This window comes from Streptomyces sp. NRRL F-5650, assembly GCF_000721365.1.
In the GTDB taxonomy this organism is placed as follows: Bacteria; Actinomycetota; Actinomycetes; order Streptomycetales; family Streptomycetaceae; genus Streptomyces; species Streptomyces ardesiacus.
This window is the reverse complement of record NZ_JOGV01000027.1, coordinates 54,749-73,445: the sequence shown is the minus strand read 5'-3', so window position 1 is coordinate 73,445 and position 18,697 is coordinate 54,749. Positions and strand designations below refer to the sequence as shown.

At 70.3% G+C, this 18,697-nt stretch carries 16 protein-coding genes and 3 pseudogenes; 11 read left to right on the top strand and 8 right to left on the bottom strand.

Annotation, left to right across the window (positions count from 1 at the left end; translation table 11 throughout):
- Positions 1–91: 91 nt before the first annotated feature.
- Positions 92–466 (top strand): aldehyde dehydrogenase family protein, encoded by a 375-nt coding sequence (locus tag IG88_RS45150; RefSeq protein ID WP_324609007.1) that lies wholly within the window; start codon positions 92–94, stop codon positions 464–466.
- Between the two features lie 377 nt (positions 467–843).
- On the opposite strand, the gene IG88_RS0122865 is transcribed toward IG88_RS45150, so the two are convergent.
- Positions 844–2,301, bottom strand: coding sequence for an alpha/beta hydrolase (locus tag IG88_RS0122865; RefSeq protein ID WP_031044254.1), 1,458 nt, complete (start codon positions 2,299–2,301; stop codon positions 844–846).
- Between the two features lie 187 nt (positions 2,302–2,488).
- Between IG88_RS0122865 and IG88_RS0122860 the strand changes: the two genes are divergently transcribed.
- A complete protein-coding gene (locus tag IG88_RS0122860; protein WP_420712094.1) occupies positions 2,489–3,682 on the top strand; it encodes a sensor histidine kinase in 1,194 nt (397 codons plus the stop codon).
- Entirely contained in the window at positions 3,683–4,372 is a 690-nt protein-coding gene (locus IG88_RS0122855; RefSeq protein WP_031044249.1) for a response regulator transcription factor, read from the top strand.
- 862 nt (positions 4,373–5,234) lie between these two features.
- On the opposite strand, the gene IG88_RS0122845 is transcribed toward IG88_RS0122855, so the two are convergent.
- Both IG88_RS0122845 and IG88_RS0122840 read right to left on the bottom strand, forming a co-directional pair.
- Positions 5,235–5,459, bottom strand: coding sequence for a helix-turn-helix domain-containing protein (locus tag IG88_RS0122845; RefSeq protein ID WP_031044245.1), 225 nt, complete (start codon positions 5,457–5,459; stop codon positions 5,235–5,237).
- Complete coding sequence (locus IG88_RS0122840) at positions 5,459–6,079, bottom strand: DUF2975 domain-containing protein (protein ID WP_031044242.1); 621 nt, start codon at positions 6,077–6,079, stop codon at positions 5,459–5,461. The genes IG88_RS0122845 and IG88_RS0122840 overlap by 1 nt, the downstream gene beginning before the upstream one ends.
- Positions 6,080–6,434: 355 nt before the next feature.
- Between IG88_RS0122840 and IG88_RS0122835 the strand changes: the two genes are divergently transcribed.
- Positions 6,435–7,433, top strand: a complete 999-nt coding sequence (locus tag IG88_RS0122835) for an aldo/keto reductase family protein (protein WP_031044239.1) — start codon at positions 6,435–6,437, stop codon at positions 7,431–7,433.
- A gap of 308 nt (positions 7,434–7,741) precedes the next feature.
- On the opposite strand, the gene thrS is transcribed toward IG88_RS0122835, so the two are convergent.
- Positions 7,742–8,983 carry a threonine--tRNA ligase gene (thrS, locus tag IG88_RS0122830; RefSeq protein WP_037836459.1) on the bottom strand — a complete coding sequence of 414 codons (1,242 nt, stop codon included), beginning with the start codon at positions 8,981–8,983 and terminating at the stop codon, positions 7,742–7,744.
- A gap of 590 nt (positions 8,984–9,573) precedes the next feature.
- Here thrS and IG88_RS0122820 point away from each other — a divergent pair.
- Positions 9,574–10,839 (top strand): APC family permease, encoded by a 1,266-nt coding sequence (locus IG88_RS0122820; RefSeq protein ID WP_031044233.1) that lies wholly within the window; start codon positions 9,574–9,576, stop codon positions 10,837–10,839.
- Between the two features lie 348 nt (positions 10,840–11,187).
- Here IG88_RS0122820 and IG88_RS0122815 read toward each other — a convergent pair whose 3' ends face one another.
- Positions 11,188–12,069: a helix-turn-helix transcriptional regulator gene (locus tag IG88_RS0122815; RefSeq protein ID WP_031044231.1), complete on the bottom strand. Its 882-nt coding sequence runs from the start codon at positions 12,067–12,069 to the stop codon at positions 11,188–11,190.
- 139 nt (positions 12,070–12,208) lie between these two features.
- Here IG88_RS0122815 and IG88_RS0122810 point away from each other — a divergent pair, with 139 nt between their 5' ends.
- The 4 genes and pseudogenes from IG88_RS0122810 to IG88_RS38875 all read left to right on the top strand — a co-directional run.
- A complete protein-coding gene (locus IG88_RS0122810; RefSeq protein ID WP_030401157.1) occupies positions 12,209–12,472 on the top strand; it encodes an Atu4866 domain-containing protein in 264 nt (87 codons plus the stop codon).
- A gap of 160 nt (positions 12,473–12,632) precedes the next feature.
- Positions 12,633–13,391: an SDR family NAD(P)-dependent oxidoreductase gene (locus IG88_RS0122805; protein ID WP_030401158.1), complete on the top strand. Its 759-nt coding sequence runs from the start codon at positions 12,633–12,635 to the stop codon at positions 13,389–13,391.
- A gap of 154 nt (positions 13,392–13,545) precedes the next feature.
- Positions 13,546–13,821: pseudogene (locus tag IG88_RS38880) on the top strand (SDR family NAD(P)-dependent oxidoreductase); the annotation flags it as partial.
- A gap of 302 nt (positions 13,822–14,123) precedes the next feature.
- Positions 14,124–14,438 (top strand): annotated as a pseudogene (locus IG88_RS38875) (transposase); the annotation flags it as partial.
- A 257-nt stretch (positions 14,439–14,695) separates the two neighbouring features.
- Here the strand turns inward: IG88_RS38875 and IG88_RS0122790 are convergent.
- The gene (locus tag IG88_RS0122790) at positions 14,696–14,962 is read right to left on the bottom strand and encodes a GlsB/YeaQ/YmgE family stress response membrane protein (protein ID WP_031044223.1); all 267 of its coding nucleotides are present in this window, start codon (positions 14,960–14,962) and stop codon (positions 14,696–14,698) included.
- A gap of 436 nt (positions 14,963–15,398) precedes the next feature.
- On the opposite strand from IG88_RS0122790, the gene IG88_RS0122785 reads away from it, so the two are divergent.
- Positions 15,399–15,842 carry an NUDIX hydrolase gene (locus tag IG88_RS0122785; RefSeq protein ID WP_051852015.1) on the top strand — a complete coding sequence of 148 codons (444 nt, stop codon included), beginning with the start codon at positions 15,399–15,401 and terminating at the stop codon, positions 15,840–15,842.
- A gap of 423 nt (positions 15,843–16,265) precedes the next feature.
- Here the strand turns inward: IG88_RS0122785 and IG88_RS44365 are convergent.
- Positions 16,266–16,406, bottom strand: a pseudogene (locus IG88_RS44365) (IS3 family transposase); the annotation flags it as partial.
- 46 nt (positions 16,407–16,452) lie between these two features.
- Positions 16,453–17,367, bottom strand: a complete 915-nt coding sequence (locus tag IG88_RS0122780; RefSeq protein ID WP_031044216.1) for an alpha/beta hydrolase — start codon at positions 17,365–17,367, stop codon at positions 16,453–16,455.
- Between the two features lie 106 nt (positions 17,368–17,473).
- Here IG88_RS0122780 and IG88_RS0122775 point away from each other — a divergent pair, with 106 nt between their 5' ends.
- Entirely contained in the window at positions 17,474–17,908 is a 435-nt protein-coding gene (locus IG88_RS0122775) for a MarR family winged helix-turn-helix transcriptional regulator (RefSeq protein WP_031044213.1), read from the top strand.
- Positions 17,909–18,697: the final 789 nt, after the last annotated feature.

Below are 18,697 nucleotides of genomic sequence, written 5' to 3'. Positions count from 1 at the left end.
GAAGCGCCCGCCCGCACACGCAGCCCCGCGCTCCGGGCTCGCGGGGCGCACGCCCTGTCTGGTCGTCTCGTCCGTGCCCGGCGGACCGATCATGGGGGATCTCCCCCGGACCCGAGGACGCGGGCCTGGAGGGGGGTTCTACGTCGCACCGACCGTATTCGCCAACGCCGGCAACGCCCAGGCCATCGCCCGCGAGGAGACCTCCCGTCCGGTACTGTCCGTGATCCCCCACACCGACGAAGACGAGGCGGTGGCGCATCGCCAACGACTCGGAGCACGGCCTCGGGAGCACGGGGTGGACGGACGTGACGAGCACGGCATGCGTGAGAACCCTCCGACCGGTGGTCGTGTCCCGTCGCACTGCGGCCGGACACGACCACCGATCCGTCATCGAGCCGTTCTTGCTCCTCGAGTCCCGGCAAGGGCGAGGGCTCATCCGGCGGCGCCCGTTCCTGACGTGGCGTGAGGCGCGGCGTCCGGCCCCTCTCATACCCCGTCAGGAGCACTTCCAGCTACCAGCCCCCGCCCGTCGACCCACCCACGGAGGCATTCATGTCCGCTTTCGCGGTCGGACCAGCCTCGACCGGACGTGGTGCTGCCGTCGAGGGAGGTACAGGTCGGCCTCGGCCTGCGCGGAGGACTGGTCCTGACCGCGTCTGACGTCCGCGGCGCAGACCGGCATGCCCGCCGCCGTCGTCCGGCAGCCGGAGATGGAACAGGGAGCGGTAGGGCATCTGCCACCAGCGGAACCGCCGGAGCGGCCGGCCGTCCCCAGGGGTGATCCGCCGGGCGGCACTGCGGTTTCGCATCGCCTCGAACATCTCCGGCTCCTTTGTCACTCGCTCACTTGGCCGGTCGCGCCGCACAGGCGAGGTCCCGCGCAGGACGTTCACCGGTAGTCAGGAACCTCGTCGCCGCGTCGTTGGCGCAGGTGTTGCGGCCGTACGGATAGACACCGTGGCCGCCCTGGTCGACCGTCACCAGCGTGGCCCGCCCGCCGAAGGCCCGCCGCAGCTCCCGGGCGCCGGCGAGCGGGGTGCCCGGGTCTCGCTCGTTCTGCAGCATCAGCACGTTGGACGGCCCCCTGCCGGTGATGCGTACCGGCGGTTCCGTCCGCTTCCGGGACCAGAACGCGCAGGGGTTGATGCTCGACGTGGAGCCGCCCAGCATCGGATACCTGAGCCGGTCGGCGGCGACGTTGCGCTGGTACTGCCGTATCGTCCCCGGCCAGCGCGAGTCGCCGCAGACCACGGCGAAGCGCGAGGCCATGAGGTTCTCCAGGTCCGCGGGTGGCTCCGGGAGGGGCAGTTGCGCGCCGGTGTCGGCCGCCTGCCAGAACTCGGCGAGTCGCGGCATGGAGCCGTCCGCGTAGAGCAGTTCGAAGGTGTGCGCGCGGAACGCGGTCCCGTCGACGTCCTGTTGCGGCTTGGCGTCCAGTCGGTCCGCCAGCTCGAAGAACTTGGCCCTGATCTGCTGCGGCGTGGAGCCCAGGCCGTACTCCGGGTGCGCGACGGCGAACTCGGCGAAGTCGGGGAAGCGGTCCTCCAGCCCGCGGGCGAACAGCCGCATGGCCGTGATGTCGTAGCCGCCGGGCCCCATGTTGCTGTCGAGCACGATGCGGTCGCCGCGCCGCGGGTACAGCGTCGTGTAGACCGCGCCGAGGTAACTTCCGTAGGAGGCCCCGAGGTACGACAGCCTCGGCTCGCCCAGCGCCGTCCGGATGCGGTCCATGTCGCGTGCCGTATTGGCGGTGGTCGTGTGCGGCAGCATCCACGCCGTCCGCGAGCTGTCGCACTGTTCGGCGATCTTTCGCGCGGGCCCGGCCACCCGGGTGACGTGGGCCGCGGTGTGCGCGTACGGCGGGAAGTTGCCGCGCCACTGCTGCTCCCGCGTCAGATCGCAGGTCACCGGCGTACTGTGGCCGACGCCGCGCGGGTCGAAGCCAATGATGTCGTAGGAGTCGAGCACCTTCTGGGGCAGCCCGGAGACGGCGAGCACGGCCGGGTACAGAAGACCGGAGGCGCCCGGGCCGCCCGGGTTGGTCAGCAGGACGCCACGCCGCTGTGACGGCTTCTCGCTCGCCAGCCGGGAGACGGCGACCTCGATCCGGCGGCCGTCCGGGTCGCGGTAGTCCAGCGGCACCCGGAGCGTGGCGCACTGCAGGCGGGGAGCGGCGGCACCCTCGGGGCACGGGCCCCACTGCAGGGCGCCCGGCGGTGCCGTCGCGGCCGCAGACGGTGACGGCGCCGCGGTCACCGCCAACGCGGCGGCGGCGAGAGCGAGGGACAGGCTTTTGCGCATGAGGTGTCCTCCTGTGGGGGGGGGCGACCGGGACGTGAACGAGTCTGTTCATCGGGCGCGGTCGGCACATCGGCCCGGCGGACGGCTCCGCCTCCGACCGCGGGAGAGGCAGCGGTTAGACCTGGGTCGAAGGCGCCTCGGTCCCCGGTCTGATCCGTCGGTCGCACGGTCTGGCGACAATGGCCTGGTGAACAATGACGTTGTGCCGCGGCTCGGAGAGTGGCAGCACGCATGGCGGCTGCTGGTCGCCGCGGTCCTGAGCGTGCCGGTCTGGCTCGCGACCGTCGCGCTGGCGCGGAAGGGGTCCGGCGACCCGGGGTTCTGGATCCTCGTCGGAGATCCGCTGGTGGCCCTGGGCTGCCTGACGGTGCTCCGGTGGCGGCGGCGGTGGCCCCGCGCGGTCGCGGTGACGGTCACGATCGCCTCGGCCGTGTCGGCGCTCGCCACCGGCGCCGCGCTGTTGGCCCTGTGCTCGGTCGCCACCCGTCGTCGCCCGGTGGAGATCGGGGTCGTCGTCGTGGCCTACGTGGCCGCGTCACAGCTGGCCGGCGGGGTCTACCCGGTGCAGGACGTGGCCGAGGGACTGTGGTGGGTCCAGGTCGTGGTGTCGGCGCTGACCGCGGGAATCGCGGTGGCCGCCGGCATGGCGGTCGGGGCACGGCGGGTCGAGGTACGGTCCCTGCGCGAACGAGCGGAGAGCGCGGAACGGGAGCAGCACGCGCGGGCGGCGCAGGCACGGGCCCTGGAACGCAACCGGATCGCCCGCGAGATGCACGACGTCCTCGCGCACCGCATCTCCCTGGTCGCCATGCAGGCCGGGGTACTCGACCACCGCGGTGACCTCTCCGCCGACGAGAGCCGGGTCCTGGTCCGCGGTATCGCCGAGGGCTCCCACCAGGCACTGGAAGAGCTGCGGGAGGTCCTCGGCGTGCTCCGCGCCGACCCCGGCAGCCCGGAACCCCCGCAGCCCTCCCTCGACCGCATTCCCGACCTGGTGGCCGACACCCGCGCCTCGGGTCTCGACGTCAGGCTCACCGACACCGTGGCGGGGACCCCGCCCGACGGCGTGGGACGGACCTGCTACCGGATCGTCCAGGAAGCGCTGACCAACGCCGCCAAGCACGCCCCCGGCGCGGTCGTGCGGGTCACCCTCGGCGGCGCCGCGGGCGGCACCCTCGACATCGGCGTCCGTAACGGCCCGGCCCCGCTTCGCCCCGCAGGGCCGCCGGCCTCCGGTTTCGGCCTGCTGGGCCTCGGCGAGCGGATCACCGTCGCCGGCGGCGAACTCGGCCACCGCCCCACATCCGACGGCGGGTACCTTCTCACCGCCCGGCTCCCCTGGCCGCACGGCCCCGCCCACCGCCACGAAAGGGGCGCATGAGTGGACACTCGACGTGATCCCGTACGGGTTGTCATCGTCGACGACGAGCAATTGGTGCGCATGGCCCTGCGGCTCGTCGTCGACGGCGAACCGGACCTGACCGTCGTGGCCAAGGCGGCCGACGGGAACGCCGCTCTCGCCGTGGTGGCCGAGCAGCGGCCCGACGTGGTGCTGATGGACGTACGGATGCCGGGCCGGGACGGTCTGGAGACGACCCGGGAGTTGCTCACCCGGCCGGCGCCGCCGCGGGTGCTGATGCTGACCACCTTCGACTCCGACGACCTGGTGCTCGGGGCCCTGCGCGCCGGAGCGCTCGGCTTCGTCCTCAAGGACACCCCGCCCGCGGGGATCCTCGACGCGGTGCGCACCGTGGCCGACGGCCACCCGATCCTGTCCCCGGCGGCCACGGCACGAGTGATCGCGGCGGCCACGGGCCCGGACTCCTCGCACGTTCGTGGCCGTTCCCGCGAGGACGCGCGCGAGCGGCTGTCCGTGTTGACGGAACGGGAGCGGGAGACCGCCCGGGCCGTCGCGGACGGACTGGGCAATCCGCAGATCGCCGAGCGGCTGCGCATCACCGTCGCGACAGTCAAGGCCCACACCGGCAGCCTGTTCGCCAAGCTGGGGGTCGAGAACCGGGTGCAGATCGCGCTCCTGGTCCGCGATGCGGAGGATCCTCCGCAGGCGTGACCCGGCAGCCGTTGACACGGCCGTGCCGGACCGGCACGGCGGCGGGTGCCCGCCCGCTCTGTGCCCGTCGGTCTCGGCGGCTCCCCACCGTCAGCGTGGTCCGTCGGTGTGGTCGGTAAGCCGGATCACGTTACCGTGACCCGGCCCTCTCAGAACCGGACGTGCGCCTTTCAGCGCATCCGGTTTCAAACAAGCCCCGTGGGCTTCGCAGGTCAGCAGGGTTATGTGGCCCTTTTGCCGTCGCCAGCGTGATGTTGGCGGTGGCGTTCGGAGTGCACGAGGCGAAGGTTGTTCCGCTCGTCCGTGCCTCCGTCTCGCCGGTAGGTGAAGTGATGCCTGTGGAGCATCTTCTTCGAGGCTGCGAACCAGTTGATCCACTCGCGTGGGCTGTCTGGTTCGTACTCGGCTCCGACGATCAGCGCTTGTTTGCAGAGAGAGCAGAGGCCCTCCTGCCGGACCGCGAGGAGAAGACTCTTCTTGTCCATCGGCGGTGGCGCCTTCCTGCGGCGGCGATCCCGCCAGTACTCGGTCAGCGCGAGGTCGTCCGGGGACGTCTCCGCCCTTGACGAGCTGGTGGCGGACGATGCCCGTCCAGCGAACCTGATGAGGAAGGCCCGTACCTCGACTTGTTGCGGTGACGACGCCTGGCCCATTTGAAGGTCAGCCGCCACACGCAGTGAGCCCGTTTCAACCTGACGTTGCTGGTCGCGGGGCTGGTGGGGGTGCGGTGGCCGGTGCCCGTGCAGGCCGTACGCGGTTGCTGAGCATCGTGATCGTCTGACAACGAGCCCCGATCGATTCCGTGGCCGGCCGCGACGTGCGCGACGGATCGACATCCCGCTGTTCAGGCTTGCGGACGGGGTCAGTCCTTGCGGATGCTGAGCAGGTCGCCGGGTTGGCAGTTCAGTTCGCGGCAGATCGCGGTGAGGGTGGAGAAGCGGATCGCCTTCGCCCTGTCGTTCTTGAGGATGCAGAGGTTGACCACTGTCACCCCGACCCTGGCCGCCAGTTCGGACAGGGTCATGCCGCGCTCGGCCAGCAGTCGATCCAGGTGGACCTGAACCCGGTGCTCCTCTTCTGGAGGCATCAGACCAGCCCCTCCATATCAGCGCGCGGCTTGGTTCCGCGTCGGAAGACTTCCCCCAGCGCAAGGATGAGGAAGGCCAGTAGCACGTACTCGCCGGTGAAGGTGACCGAGAACGGAACCTGCTCGGCCATGGGGGTACCACTTACCAGCATTCCTGTGGTGAGGGTCGGCAGTACCGGGGCGAGGACGGCGTACACCAGCACCACGAGCCCTATGACGCTCAGGCGTCGCGCGTTCACGGGCACGAAGACGTCGCCGCCGCGCAGGGTCCGGGCCATCTTGAAATGGAGGGCGAGGATGAGGAACAGGAGTGGGCCAGCGACGATTTCGGGCAGGGCCAGCAGCAGGCGCTGACCCAGGTCGGGGTCGGCAAAGACGAGATCCGCCTGGTGGGTGCCGGCGAGAATCACATCGTGCCCCGCCACCGCATCAGTCACGATGTCCGGTACCTGGGTCGCCGTCGCGGCCTCAACCTCGCGGGTGTACGTCGGCTCCCTCAGACCGGCCACTCCGAGGGCCGGAAACAGTACCCCGAAGACGCCGACCACCAGAGCAGCCAGGCCCAGAGCTGCCTCCAGCAGCCGGCTGTCGGTCTGGCTCCACCAGGACTTGGCACCCATGTTTTCCCTCACCCACTGCATCCCGCCCGCATCCGCCCCTGCACCTCCTGGGCCGACGGCGCCGCCCTCGCCTCCGCCCCGCACCGCAGGGACCGCCGCTGACCGGCACGGTCCTCGCTCTGCCGGCCCTGGTACCGCTCGGCCTGCCGGCCGCCACGCACCGTACGGCGGCACCGGCACCGGCACGGGCACCCGCACCGGACCGGCCGAACGAACAGGCAGGCCAGGACCTCGCCTCCGGCCAGTCGGCACCTCGGTCCGTCACCGATCCGGCCGACACCCGCGGCGTTGCTCCCACCCCTGGACCGTCGTCCCGCCGACGCTGACCACACCCCTCCCTCCCGAAGGAGCACCCATGCGATACCGCAAGCTCGGCAGCTCGGACCTGGAAGTCTCGGAGATCTCCCTCGGCTCCTGGCTGACCTACTCCGGCGGCATCGACGCCGACCGCACCCGCGCCTGCACCGAAGCGGCGTTCGACGCCGGCATCAACTTCTTCGACACCGCCAACGTCTACGGCCAGGGCGCAGCCGAGACGGCCTGGGGCGAGATCCTCTCCGCCCACCCCCGGGACTCCTACGTCCTGGCCACCAAGGTCTGGGGCCCGATGTCCGACGACCCGGCCGACCAGGGATTGTCCCCGGCGCAGATCGCCAAGCAGATCGACGCCTCCCTCACCCGGCTGAACACCGACTACGTCGATCTCTATCAGGCGCACCGCTTCGATCCGGCGGTTCCGGTCGAGGACATCGTCGAGGCGTTCCAGAAGGTCGTCGAGCAGGGCAAGGCCCGCTGCGTCGGCTTCAGCGAGTGGACCCCCGAACAGATCCAGGCCGCGATCGACATCGCCGGAGCCGACCTGTTCGTCTCCTCCCAGCCGCAGTACTCCATGCTGTGGCAGGCCCCCGAGGCCCAGGTCTTCGGTCTGTGCGCCGCGAACGGCATCTCCCAGATCGTCTGGTCCCCGCTCGCCCAGGGCGTGTTGACCGGCAAGTACAAGCCCGGCCAGCCCGTCCCCGAGGGCAGCCGCTTCGCCTCCGCGGACATGGCGGTCTCCCAGGACCTCGTCTACAGCGACGCCGCTCTTGAAGCGGTCCAGCGCCTCGTCCCGATCGCCGAACAGGCCGGGATGAGCATGCCCACCCTGGCCCTCGCCTGGGTCCTGCGCCGTAGCGAGGTCGCCTCCGCGATCACCGGCGCCTCCCGCCCCGAGCAGGTTCACGCCAACGCCGCCGCCTCCGGCGTCCACCTGTCGGACGACCTCCTCACGGCCGTCGACCAGGCCCTCGGTGACGTCCCCGTCACCGAACCCACCCTCGCCCCCGGCGCCCAGCCCGGCATCCTGCATCGCTGACCGGCCCGTCCCTCACCCGGCCCCGCCGGACAGCGCATGGGGTATGTCCACGTCGCCGACTTCGCCGGGTACAGGCTCTCCGGAAGCGTGCCACAAGCCGGGTGAGGGCCTGATCGGCGCTTCACACACCTGCCTCCGGCAGTTGCTCGAAGCGACGCTGCTCCGGGGCGAGGCCAGGGCCGGCCTGCTGATGCTGATGGCCGAGTCAAGACACAAGAAGCCGGGAAGCGTCCGCCGCTACGTCAAGCCCTCGCCCGAACGCCCTTGTGGAGAGCAGCAGTTGCTTCGCGCCAGGCGCCAGCAGGCGCTCATCGCGGCGCCTGCCATGAGGTGGGGTCGGCCCACAGATCGGTGCTGTGGGCCCCGATGAGTGCGCTGATGTGGGCGAGTGCGTCACTGACCGGCCGCGGCGCGAGGCGACGTCCGTCACGCAAGCGCAGTGCGACGTGATCGTCGGCGGTCTCCTTGGCACCGATGACGGCTTGGTAGGGAACCAGGCGGGCCTCTCGGATGCGGGCGCCCAGGCTGCCGCGGTCCGGTCCCGCGATCTGGGCGCGCAGTCCGAGGCGGGTGCAGCGTTGGGCGAGGGCTGCGGCGTTCGGCAGTTCGGTGTCGGAGATCGGGAGGATCTCCATCTGAGTGGGGGCGAGCCAGGCGGGGAAGGCACCGCCGTGCTGTTCGATGAGATGGGCGACGGCTCGTTCCACGCTGCCGATGATGCTGCGGTGGACCATGACCGGGCGGTGTTTGGCGCCGTCCGCGCCGATGTAGTGCAGGTCGAACTGCTCGGGCTGGTGGAAGTCGACCTGGACGGTGGACAGGGTGGACTCCCGGCCGGCGCCGTCGGTGACCTGCACATCGATCTTGGGGCCGTAGAACGCGGCCTCTCCCTCGGCTGCCTCGTAGGGCAGGCCGGAGCGGTCCAGGACGTCGGTCAGCAGGGCGGTGGAGCGCTGCCACTTCTCGGGTGCGGCGACGTACTTGCCGCCGGGCCCCGGGAGGGAGAGCCGGTACCGAGTGGGGGTGATGCCGAGCGCCTCGTACGCCTGGCGGATCATCCCCAGCGCCGCCTGCGCCTCCTCGGCGACCTGGTCCAGGGTGCAGAAGATGTGCGCGTCGTTGAGCTGGATGGCCCGCACCCGGGTCAGCCCGCCGAGCACGCCAGAGAGTTCGGAGCGGTACATGCCGCCCAGTTCTGCCATCCGCAGCGGCAGTTCGCGGTAGCTGTGGGAGCGGGAGCGGTAGATCACCGCGTGATGAGGGCACAGGCTCGGCCGCAGGACGACCTGCTCTCCGCCGAGGTCCATCGGGGGAAACATGTCGTCGCTGTAGTGCGCCCAGTGCCCCGAGATCTCGTACAGCTCCCGCTTGCCGAGGACCGGTGAGTACACGTGCTGGTAGCCTGCCCGGCGCTCGGCCGCACGGATGTACTCCTCCAGGGTGTGCCTCACGGCCGCACCGTCGGGCAGCCAGTACGGCAGGCCGGCGCCGATCAGCGGATCGGTGTCGAACAGGCCCAGTTCACGGCCGAGCCTGCGGTGGTCGTGCACGGCGGTCATCGCGGTCTCCCTGCTGGTTGCGGAGCAAGTGACCCGGGCCTACGACGAAGCCCCGGGGCACTCGCCCCGGGGCTTCGGATCAGATCGTCTGTCAGCGCGCCGGGACACTCTCCGGCGTCGTCGTCACAGCGGCGCGCTTCATGTCGCAGACGTTAGCAGGACGCAGCGATGTCCACACGGTCATTCCTCGTCAGGGTGACCGGGTCACGCAGAGGTCGCAGGCCGCCGGGCAGAGCACGAAGCGGGAAGGAGTACCGGCCCAGCATGGTGATGTGACGCCGTACAAACGGTGAGAGGCGGGCCACGTCCTCGACCCTCACGATGTGCTCCTCCGCACCGGCGCGAGCCTCGGCCAAGCCGGCCAAACCAGCCAGGCCGACGCCGCCGCCCACTTCCATCGCTTGGCCGAGACCATCGGCCACCGCCTGGGCCCTGAAGGGGAAATGGCCGTTGAGGAGTCAACCATTTCCGCGAGCAGCGCACCGTCACCGCCGTCACGCATGGTGACTTCGTTCACCTGCCCGTTCCCCGACTCAGATACCGTGCGCCGATATCGATGCTCGTCATTGAGAGGCCAGGGCATGGACACGTCCGCTCCACCGGCCGGACCGGGAGAACTGAAGCGGCACCTGGGCGTGTTCGACGCCGTGGTGATCGGCCTCGGCTCGATGATCGGCGCGGGCATCTTCGCCGCCCTCGCCCCCGCCGCGGCGGCCGGTGGCTCCGGGCTGCTGCTCGGCCTGGCGCTCGCGGCCGTGGTCGCCTACTGCAACGCCCTCTCCTCCGCCCGGCTCGCCGCCCGCTACCCGCGGTCCGGCGGCACCTACGTCTACGGCCGCGAACGCCTCGGCGACTTCTGGGGCTACCTGGCCGGCTGGGGCTTCGTGGTCGGCAAGACCGCCTCCTGCGCGGCGATGGCCCTCACCGCCGGCTCCTACGTCTGGCCCGCCCAGGCCCACGCCGTCGCGGTCGCCGCCGTGGTCGCGCTGACCGCGGTGAACTACGTCGGCGTGCAGAAGGCCGCCTGGCTCACCCGCGCGGTCGTCGCCGTGGTCCTGGCGGTGCTCGCCGCCGCAGTCACCGCCTGCCTCACCGGCTCGACCGCCGACACCGGCCGCTGGACCATCGGCACCGGCAACGGATGGCACGGCGTGCTCCAGGCCGCCGCCTTCCTGTTCTTCGCCTTCGCCGGGTACGCGCGGATCGCCACCCTCGGCGAGGAGGTCCGAGCCCCGGCCCGTACCATCCCCCGCGCGATCTCGACCGCGCTCGGCATCACCCTGGTCGTCTACGCCGTCGTCGCGCTCGCCGTGCTCGCGGTACTCGGCCCCGACCAGCTCGCCCGTACCACCGCGCCACTGGCCGACGCGGTCCGCGCCGCCGGCGTGCCCGGCCTGGCCCCGGTGGTCCGCGTCGGCGCGGCGGTCGCGGCCACCGGCTCGCTGCTCGCGCTGATCCTCGGCGTCTCCCGCACCACCCTGGCCATGGCCCGCGACCGCCACCTCCCCCACGCCCTGGCCGCCGTCCACCCGCGCTTCCAGGTCCCGCACCGCGCCGAACTCGCCGTCGGCGCCATCGTGGCGGTCCTGGCCGCCACCGCGGACGTGCGAGGCTCAATCGGCTTCTCCTCCTTCGGCGTCCTCGCCTACTACGCGGTCGCCAACGCCTCCGCCTGGACCCTCACCCCGGCCGAGGGCCGCCCGCCGCGCATCGTGCCCGTGCTCGGCGCCGCCGGCTGCCTCGTGCTGGCCTTCGCCCTGCCCGGCGCCTCGGTGCTGTGGGGCTCGGTCGTGCTCGCGCTCGGCGCCGCCGCCTACGGCGCGCGCCGTATCCTGCACCGCGGCTGAGCGGGCGTCAGGGCGGGAGCTGGTCCGGAGGAGCACCTCGCGGCCAGCTCCGCCGTCGCCGACCGGTCCTCCTCCAACGCCCGTTGTGCGCATCCCGTACGAGCGGTGCGTGCTCGTGTCGCTGCGCGACGCGGTACGGCGCCGGGACGGGTGGTGGGCGCGGACCGGTGGCGCAACAGCGCGATGCCACGCTTGGAGTCGTCGCTCACACCTCGGTGTGTTCCATGCGGGTGCTTCAGGAGGCACGTCTTTCGCAGTAACTCATGAACCATGACTGCCGCAGGCTGACCGCCGGGCGGTCGGGTGTTTCACGGGCACACCTATGGAACGCGCCGAGGCGAAGCCGCACTATCGGCGCGGGTCTCCGGGCCGTGTTGGGTGATCAGCTGTCTGCTGGAAGTGGTCTTGGCGCCGGGTGGCGTGCAAGGAGCCGAGCAGGTGGAGGGAGTGGGCGCTGGGGCTGCCGGGTTCGGCATGGTAGATGACGAGCTGCTGGCCGGGTGCCTCGCGTACGTCGAACGCCTGGTAGGTGAGCGTGAGCGGACCGACGTCCGGGTGGAGGAAGTGTTTGGCGTCCTGCGTCTTGCCTCGCACGGTGTGGGACTGCCACAGGCGCACGAATTCCGCGCTGTACTCGGTGAGGGTGCCGACGAGTTCGCGCAGCCGCGGGTTGTCCGGTTCGAAGCCGGTCGCCTCGCGGAGGTTGGCGACAGTGGCTTGTGCCGCCCGGTTCCAGTCCGTGTAGAAGGTGGGGCCGGCCGGATCGAGGAAGGTCATGCGGGCAAGGTTGTCCGCCGGGGTGAACGCCGAGTAGAGGGCCTGGGCCAGCGCGTTGACCGCGAGGAGGTCGAGGGTGCGGTTCATGACGAACGCCGGGGTGTTGGGGTAGCCGTCCATCAGCTGTCGCAGGGCTGGGCTGACGCGCCCGGTGGAGTGAGGCGAAAGTCGGTCGCCGGGCGTGGCCCCGGCCAGTCGGTACAGGTGCGCCCTGGCGTCCTCGTCGAGGTGCAGCGCATGACTGAGAGCGTCGATCACCTGGGGCGAGGGGTTGCGTTCGCGGCCCTGTTCCAGACGGGTGTAGTAGTCGGCGTTCACTCCGGCCAGGACGGCGACCTCCTCGCGGCGCAGCCCCGCGACTCTGCGGGTCCCGTGGCTCGGCATCCCGACGTCGTGCGGGCGCAGGGCGGCGCGGCGGGCGCGCAGGAAGTCCCCCATGCGGTTGTCGTCCATGCCTTCAGGCTAGGCGGCGCGCCGCCGGGCTGCCTGGGTGTGGTGCACCCAGGCAGCATGCGTCCTGGTTGGCCGCCGCTGACCTGCGCAGACTCGGTGGAGCGGAAGAGACCGCACCGTTCGAGGAGAGGGGGCCGCCATGGCCGAGATCGAGGACGGCCACGTGGATGTGGTCGGTATGTGGGTGACCGAGGACGGGCACATCCGGCAGGAGCTGCTGCCGGACGGCCGTTACGACGAGGCTCGCGGCGAGCGGGCCAGTGCGTACACCGGCCGTTACACGGTCACCGGTAGTCACCTGGACTACGTCGACGACACCGGGTTCACCGCCACAGGAGACATCCGCGACGGAGTGCTCTACCACGAACACCTCGTGCTGTACCGGGAGTCGCGCCCGTCGTAGCGGGACAACGGAGTTCGGGGGCGGTCGCTCCGGTCGGGGAGACCGACTCCTCGTGGGAGGGGACCGGCTGCCGAGGCCGGCACCAGTCAGCAGTCAGCAGTCAGCAGTCAGCAGTCAGCAGTCAGTGACAGGCGTATCAACGCAAGGAAGGACCGTATTCATGACCGGACGACGCCTTGAGGGCAAGGTGGCCCTGATCACGGGAGCGACCGGGGGGATCGGTGCGGCGACCGCGGAACTCTTCGCCCAGGAGGGTGCCCGGCTGGTGATCACCGATGTGGCCCAGGAACCCCTCCAGAAGCTGGCGCGGCGCATCGAGGCGGGTGGCGCGGAGGTGGCGACCGCCCTCCTCGATGTCTCCTCCGCCCGGAACTGGGAGGAGGTGACGGCCCTCGTACGCGATCGTTTCGGCGTGCTGGACGTGCTGGTGAACGTCGCTGGAATCCTGGACTGGCCGGGTATCGAGGACACGCGGGAGGAGGTGTGGGACCGCGTGATCGACGTGAACCAGAAAGGCACCTGGCTCGGTATGAAGGCGGCGATGCCGCTGCTGCGAGCGAGCGGCAACGCGTCGGTGATCAACACCTCGTCCGTGCTCGGCCTGGTGGGCAGCGGCGCGGCCGCGGCCTACCAGGCGTCGAAGGGCGCGGTGCGCCTGCTGAGCAAGACGGCCGCGGTCGAGTACGCCAGGCAGGGCGTACGGGTCAACTCGATCCATCCCGGAGTGATCGCCACACCGATGATCCAGGACCTCCTGGAGGAGCAGGGCGACCAGCAAGCGGACATCCAGCGCACCCCCATGCGCCGAGCCGGCCGCGCCGATGAGATCGCTCCCGCGATCCTCTTCCTCGCCAGCGACGACTCCTCCTTCGTCACCGGCTCGGAAATCGTCGTCGACGGCGGCCTCACCGCACACTGAACAACCCGCCCGCCGAGCGTCCACGACGCCACCGGTGCGCACGCCCGGCAAGCGCGCTGTGTCGTCTGCCTCGTGAGTGCGTGACCGTACAGCAGCCCAGACAGTCGGCGCGGGAAACCGCGCGCGACCCCGATCCTTACGAGAGGGCCTCATCATGACGCCCACCGCCGCTTCTGCCGAAGCATCCGAGTTCGCCGGGAAGACCGCGCTGGTCACCGGGGCCGCGCGCGGCGTCGGCAAGGAGACCGTGGCACTGCTCCATGCCCGCGGCGCCCACGTGGTAGCCGTCGACCTGCGTCCCGACGTCACGACCCTGCAGGAAGAATTCCCCGGTGTGCTCGCGATGCGGGGCGACATCACACGGGAGGAGACCGCCGTCCACGCGGTCCTCGCCGGCCAAGGCATCCTGGTCGTACCGGTCGCCCGCACCTACACCCTCGACCAGATCCAGGAAGCGGCCAAGCTCAGCCAATCCCGCCGCCCCGGCGGCAAACTCGTGCTCGTCCTGTGATCACCTTCCTGGCTTGGTCAGGCGAAGGTAGTCCACACACCCCGATGATCACACGGTGACCGCACCTGCCGCACCACAACGGCGGCACTCCTGGGCTGACCACACCCCTCCGTCACCACCGACTACGGAACAGACCCAATGGTTCGGTGTAACTCCCGATCATGGACGACGCATCCATGACCAGTGGGACCGGTTGATCGATGAGCCGGTCGGCCGGGCCCAGGCCGAGGGGCCCTCAGTTGACCGGCGAGGGCGGGCTGCTTCAGCATCTGACCAAGCGACTCCACCTCGGCTATGACAGGCACGATGCGGTCGGCAAGGACGGCGGCAACTCCCGCAACGGCAAACGCTCCAAGACAGTGCTGACCGACGTCGGCCCGGTGGAGACAACCGTGCCCCGTGACCGTGACTGCTCCTTGGCACCGAAGATCGTCAAGAAGCGGCAGAAGCGTCTGACCGGCATAGACGAGATGGTCATCTCACTGGCCGTGAAGGGCCTGACCACCGGCGAGGTTCAGGCCCACCTGACTGAGGTCTCTGTCTCACAGCCCCACAGGCGTGCAGTCGACTTCGCCCACCTGGGGAAACGGCCTGTGAGCCTGCCGGCATCACCGCGTGACACCACCTGGGGGCGGGTCTGTCACTGACCCGTGGCGGCGAACTTGGACCGGTTGCCGTCGAAGAGGGACCGGCCGCAGTGCGGTGTCGGTGTCGGTGTCGGCTCAGGATTCGACGCCTCGGGGATGGCTGCGGAGAATCCGGCTGCGGACGGACACGGAGCGCCAGCCGCTGGTCAGCGCGAACGCTGTCCCATGAAGAGGCGGTACAGCAGGAGCACGATCACTGATCCGACGATCGCAGCGATCCACGTCGAGAGGTGGAAGAAGCCGTTGATGGAGTGCACGCCGAAGATCACCTTGCCGAGCCAGCCGCCGAGCAGACCGCCGGCGATGCCGATCAGCATCGTGACGAGGCAGCCACCCGGGTCCTTGCCGGGCATGAGCGCCTTGGCGATGGCGCCCGCGATGAGGCCGATGAGAACCCAGGCGATGATGCCCACGGTGTGCGTCCTTTGCTGTAGGTGTGCTGTGGGTGCCCGACGGGGGTTCCGCCGGGTTGTATGCCAGTTGCTCCGCGCGAACGACCGGCGACGTACGGATATCCGTTCGGGATCACTCCACACCTGACCAGGTCCCGTTCTCTCCGACTGGCCCACTCAGCCCGTCGGCCGATCCGGTATGCGGCGGGTTCGGTTGACGGCGGATTCGGTCGACCTGCGAAGAGCGAACGATGGACAGTCCCCCTCGGGGGCGCTGGTGGCCACCAGGTCCTCGGTCGCACGGACCGCACGCTCGAGAGCCCCTTCGCCGGTCGCGTCCTGGGTGCACCGTTGGTGAGTACGCCCCGTGCACACCACGTGGCTCACCGGTAGGCCCGGGGCGTACTGGGCTGGGGCGCGTGACGCATCCGTCGGCCCGCCTGAAAGAATCGCGTGTATGGAGCAACGAAGTGGGACGGGTGCTGAGCCGATCCTCGGTCGGGAAGAGCGCTTGGTCGTCGTGGCTGCATCCGTTGTCGAGCAAGGACGGTTGCTGGTCGTGAGCAAGAAGGCGGCGCCGAAGGTGTTCTACCTGCCCGGCGGAAAGCCCGACCCGGGTGAGACGCCGGCCGAGGCGCTGGCGCGGGAACTCGACGAGGAACTCGGGGTCCGCCCGGTGGATCCCCAGTTCCTGGCTGACATTGAGGCCGTGGCCGCATTGGAGAGGGTGCCCATGCGCATGACGGTCTTCACTGCGGGGATCAGCAACCTCCCCCAGCCCGCAGCCGAACTGGCGGACATGCGGTGGATCAGCGGCGACGAGCCGGATGTCCAACTGGCTCCGGCGGTGAAGGATGACGTTCTGCCGCTCCTGAAGCGCAGCGGCCTGCTGGCTGCGTAGGATCCGGCCACAGCGGCGTGCGGATCAGGTCGTGGTCGGAATAGGCAAACTGAGGACCATCTCGCGGCCCGCGCGGCGCAACGTCACCTGCCGACCGCCGTTCCAGCAGGGCCGGCCCGCAAGAATTGGCGTCTCTTCCATGTGTTCCGGCATGCGCCGCAACCGCATCTGTGCCCATGCTGCCACCGACCGTCTGCTGGGCTCGGCGCAAACGTGGCAGGCGGTGACGGCCCTGGGCCGACCGGTGTCGAGGGTGGCGTCCCGAGACCGTCGAGCCGCCCCGGGCATGACACCCCGGACCATGCCCGGCCAGCCCCTCCCCCGGCCTGCGCGGGAGGAGGCCGGACGGGGACCGGCCTGACGGGGGGGGGCGTGCGTGCTGCAAAGTCCAACGACGCAGTTCCCCGGGCCTTGTCCCTTGTGGGTGGACATCGTTCGAAACTCGCCGTCGCTCGCCGGCAGATACGCGATGTCCCCGACGTACTTGGTGTTCGGCACCGCGGCGGCGAAATCGCCTCGCAGCGGGTCAGGTAGGGCTGCGGCGGACGGTTCCGGCACCGTGGTGACCCAGTTGGTGCTGTGACCGCGTAGGTTCGCCGGTTCGGATGCCTTACAGGTTGTTCGCGTAGAAGCTGGTGAGTCGTTCGACGGCGGCGTCGACGTATGCGGGTTCGTCGTACATCTCGTAGTGGCCGGCGCCGTCGATCACCATGAGGTCGACGGGGTTGGGGGCCAGCTTCCACAGCTGCATGCCGGTGTCGTAGGAGCCGGTGTTGCCGATGCGTCCGGCGAGGATGACCTGCAGTGGCTGGGTCATGAGCTGATCGACCAGGTGGAACGCGTCGTAGCCCAGCAGGAGGGAGTCGCTGCGCGAGAGGCGACGGTTGGTGGAGTGCTCGCTGCCACCCCGCTCCGTGCGGTAGTAGGTGATGGCCTGGGTGGTGTCGATGTCGGTCAGACCGGCTGCCGCGGCGTCCTCCAGGGTGTCGGGCAGCCAGTTCACACGGGTCATCTCGCCGGAGCGTGTCTCTTCGATGCGTTCGTCGGCAAGGGCGTCGAGTGCGGCTGCCGGACCGTCGGGCTGGAAGCTGCGGAACGAGGTGCCCATGTTGCCGGGAACGACGGTCGCGACCGCCTTGATGCGGTGGTCCGTGCGGGCGGTGTGCACAGCGTAGCCGCCGCCGGCGCAGATGCCGAGGACGCCGATGCGCTGCGGGTCGATGCCGGGAATCGTGCCGAGTGCGTCGATGGCGTAGGAGATGTCCTCACCGCGGACGTAGGGGTCTTCGAAGTCGCGGGGCTCGCCTCCGCTCTGCCCTTGATGAGCCGGATCGAAGACCAGCGCCGCGATGCCGCGGGCGGCGAGGCGGGACGCGTAGTTCGCACCGATCTGCTCCTTCACGCTGCTGCCGGGCGTGGAGACCACCACGGCGCGCAGCGGCGCGGCGCTGTCGAGGTTGCCGGGCAGATGGAGGTCGGCCGCGAGCTCGATCGGTCCGCGGGGAATCGTGAGGTGCTGAAGCATGCGTGGCTTCCTTAGAAGATCGTTGCCCCATAGGGGTTCAGTACAGAATGGCACCTAGTACGATCTGGAACTAATACGAAACTGTACCACCTGGACGGAGGCTCGCATGTCAGTCGACGGGGCGGAGCTGTGGACGCTGAACCAGCGGCTGCTGGGCGTCGTGATGGATGCCTGCACTCGGGAGCTGGCGGAACTCGGGTTGGAGACGAAGGAGTTCTTCGTCCTGGCCGAGGTGGAGGCGTCGCCGTACCCGGCCGAGATCGCCACTGCGCTGCTGCTGCCCAAGGCGAGCGTGACGGTCTACGTTCGCAATCTCGTCGCCAAGGGCCTTGTCCGCCGCGAGATCGACGAGGCGGACTTGCGGCGTCATCGGCTCGAACTGACCGCCGAGGGCACACAAGCACGTGATCGAGCACTTGCAGCGCTCGCGGCGGAGTACGACCGAAGGCTGGCGCTGGTTACTCCCCAGGACCGCGTCGAGCTGCACCGCATCCTCAAAGCGATGCTTGCCTCGCCCGCGTCAGGCCGTACGCGCGACTGATTCGTCTGTCCGGTGCTCTGCTGCACCTTCGGGCCGCGACCGCATGGATTCGCCAGACCGTTCAGCTTGCGACGGCAAGGGATGCCCACTCCGGCGGGTGCCCTTCTCGCTTCGGACACGGACACGGACACGTTCGCGACGCTGCGCCGCGAGGACGTCGGGGGGGGCGGGAATTGGTGCTGCCCCGGCGCACGATCTGCTTCAGCTTCTGCCCCTCGTGGTCGGTCAACCTGCGCAGACGGACAGGCTCCGTCACCGCACTCCCAACGGTCGGACCGGACGTCTCCGGACATCCAGCACTCCAGCACCTGACACAACCGCTGCACGCCCCGGCCTGCCGGCCCTCGATGAACCGGCAGCGGTTCAGCAGTTCATCTCGGCGGCGAAGCACTTCGTCGCCTTGCGCGGCTTCGGGGCCTCGCCCGCCAGGGTGTCCTTCGTGTTGCCGCCACCCCCGCGGCGGGTCCGATCCAGCAAGGACGTGGCTGCGCGGTTGCACTCCACCCCGCATGCGGTGGGCCGGTGGCGGAAGCGGTTCGTCGAGCACCGGATCGCCGGCCCGGGCGGCATACCACGCTCCGGTGGGCCCCCGGACGGCCCCCGGCAAGCAGGTCGCCCCGTGGTGACCAGGACGCTGGGAGAACCGCCACCGGCCCGCCCGTGCGGTCAGTCACGACGGCCCGGGCCGCCAGATCCGCCCAGACATACCGGGAAGGCTTGGAGGGGCCGGATCGCCACGCCTGGCCTCCGGCTGCCGGGGCCTGCGTCCCTTTCGCGACCCGGACGGGC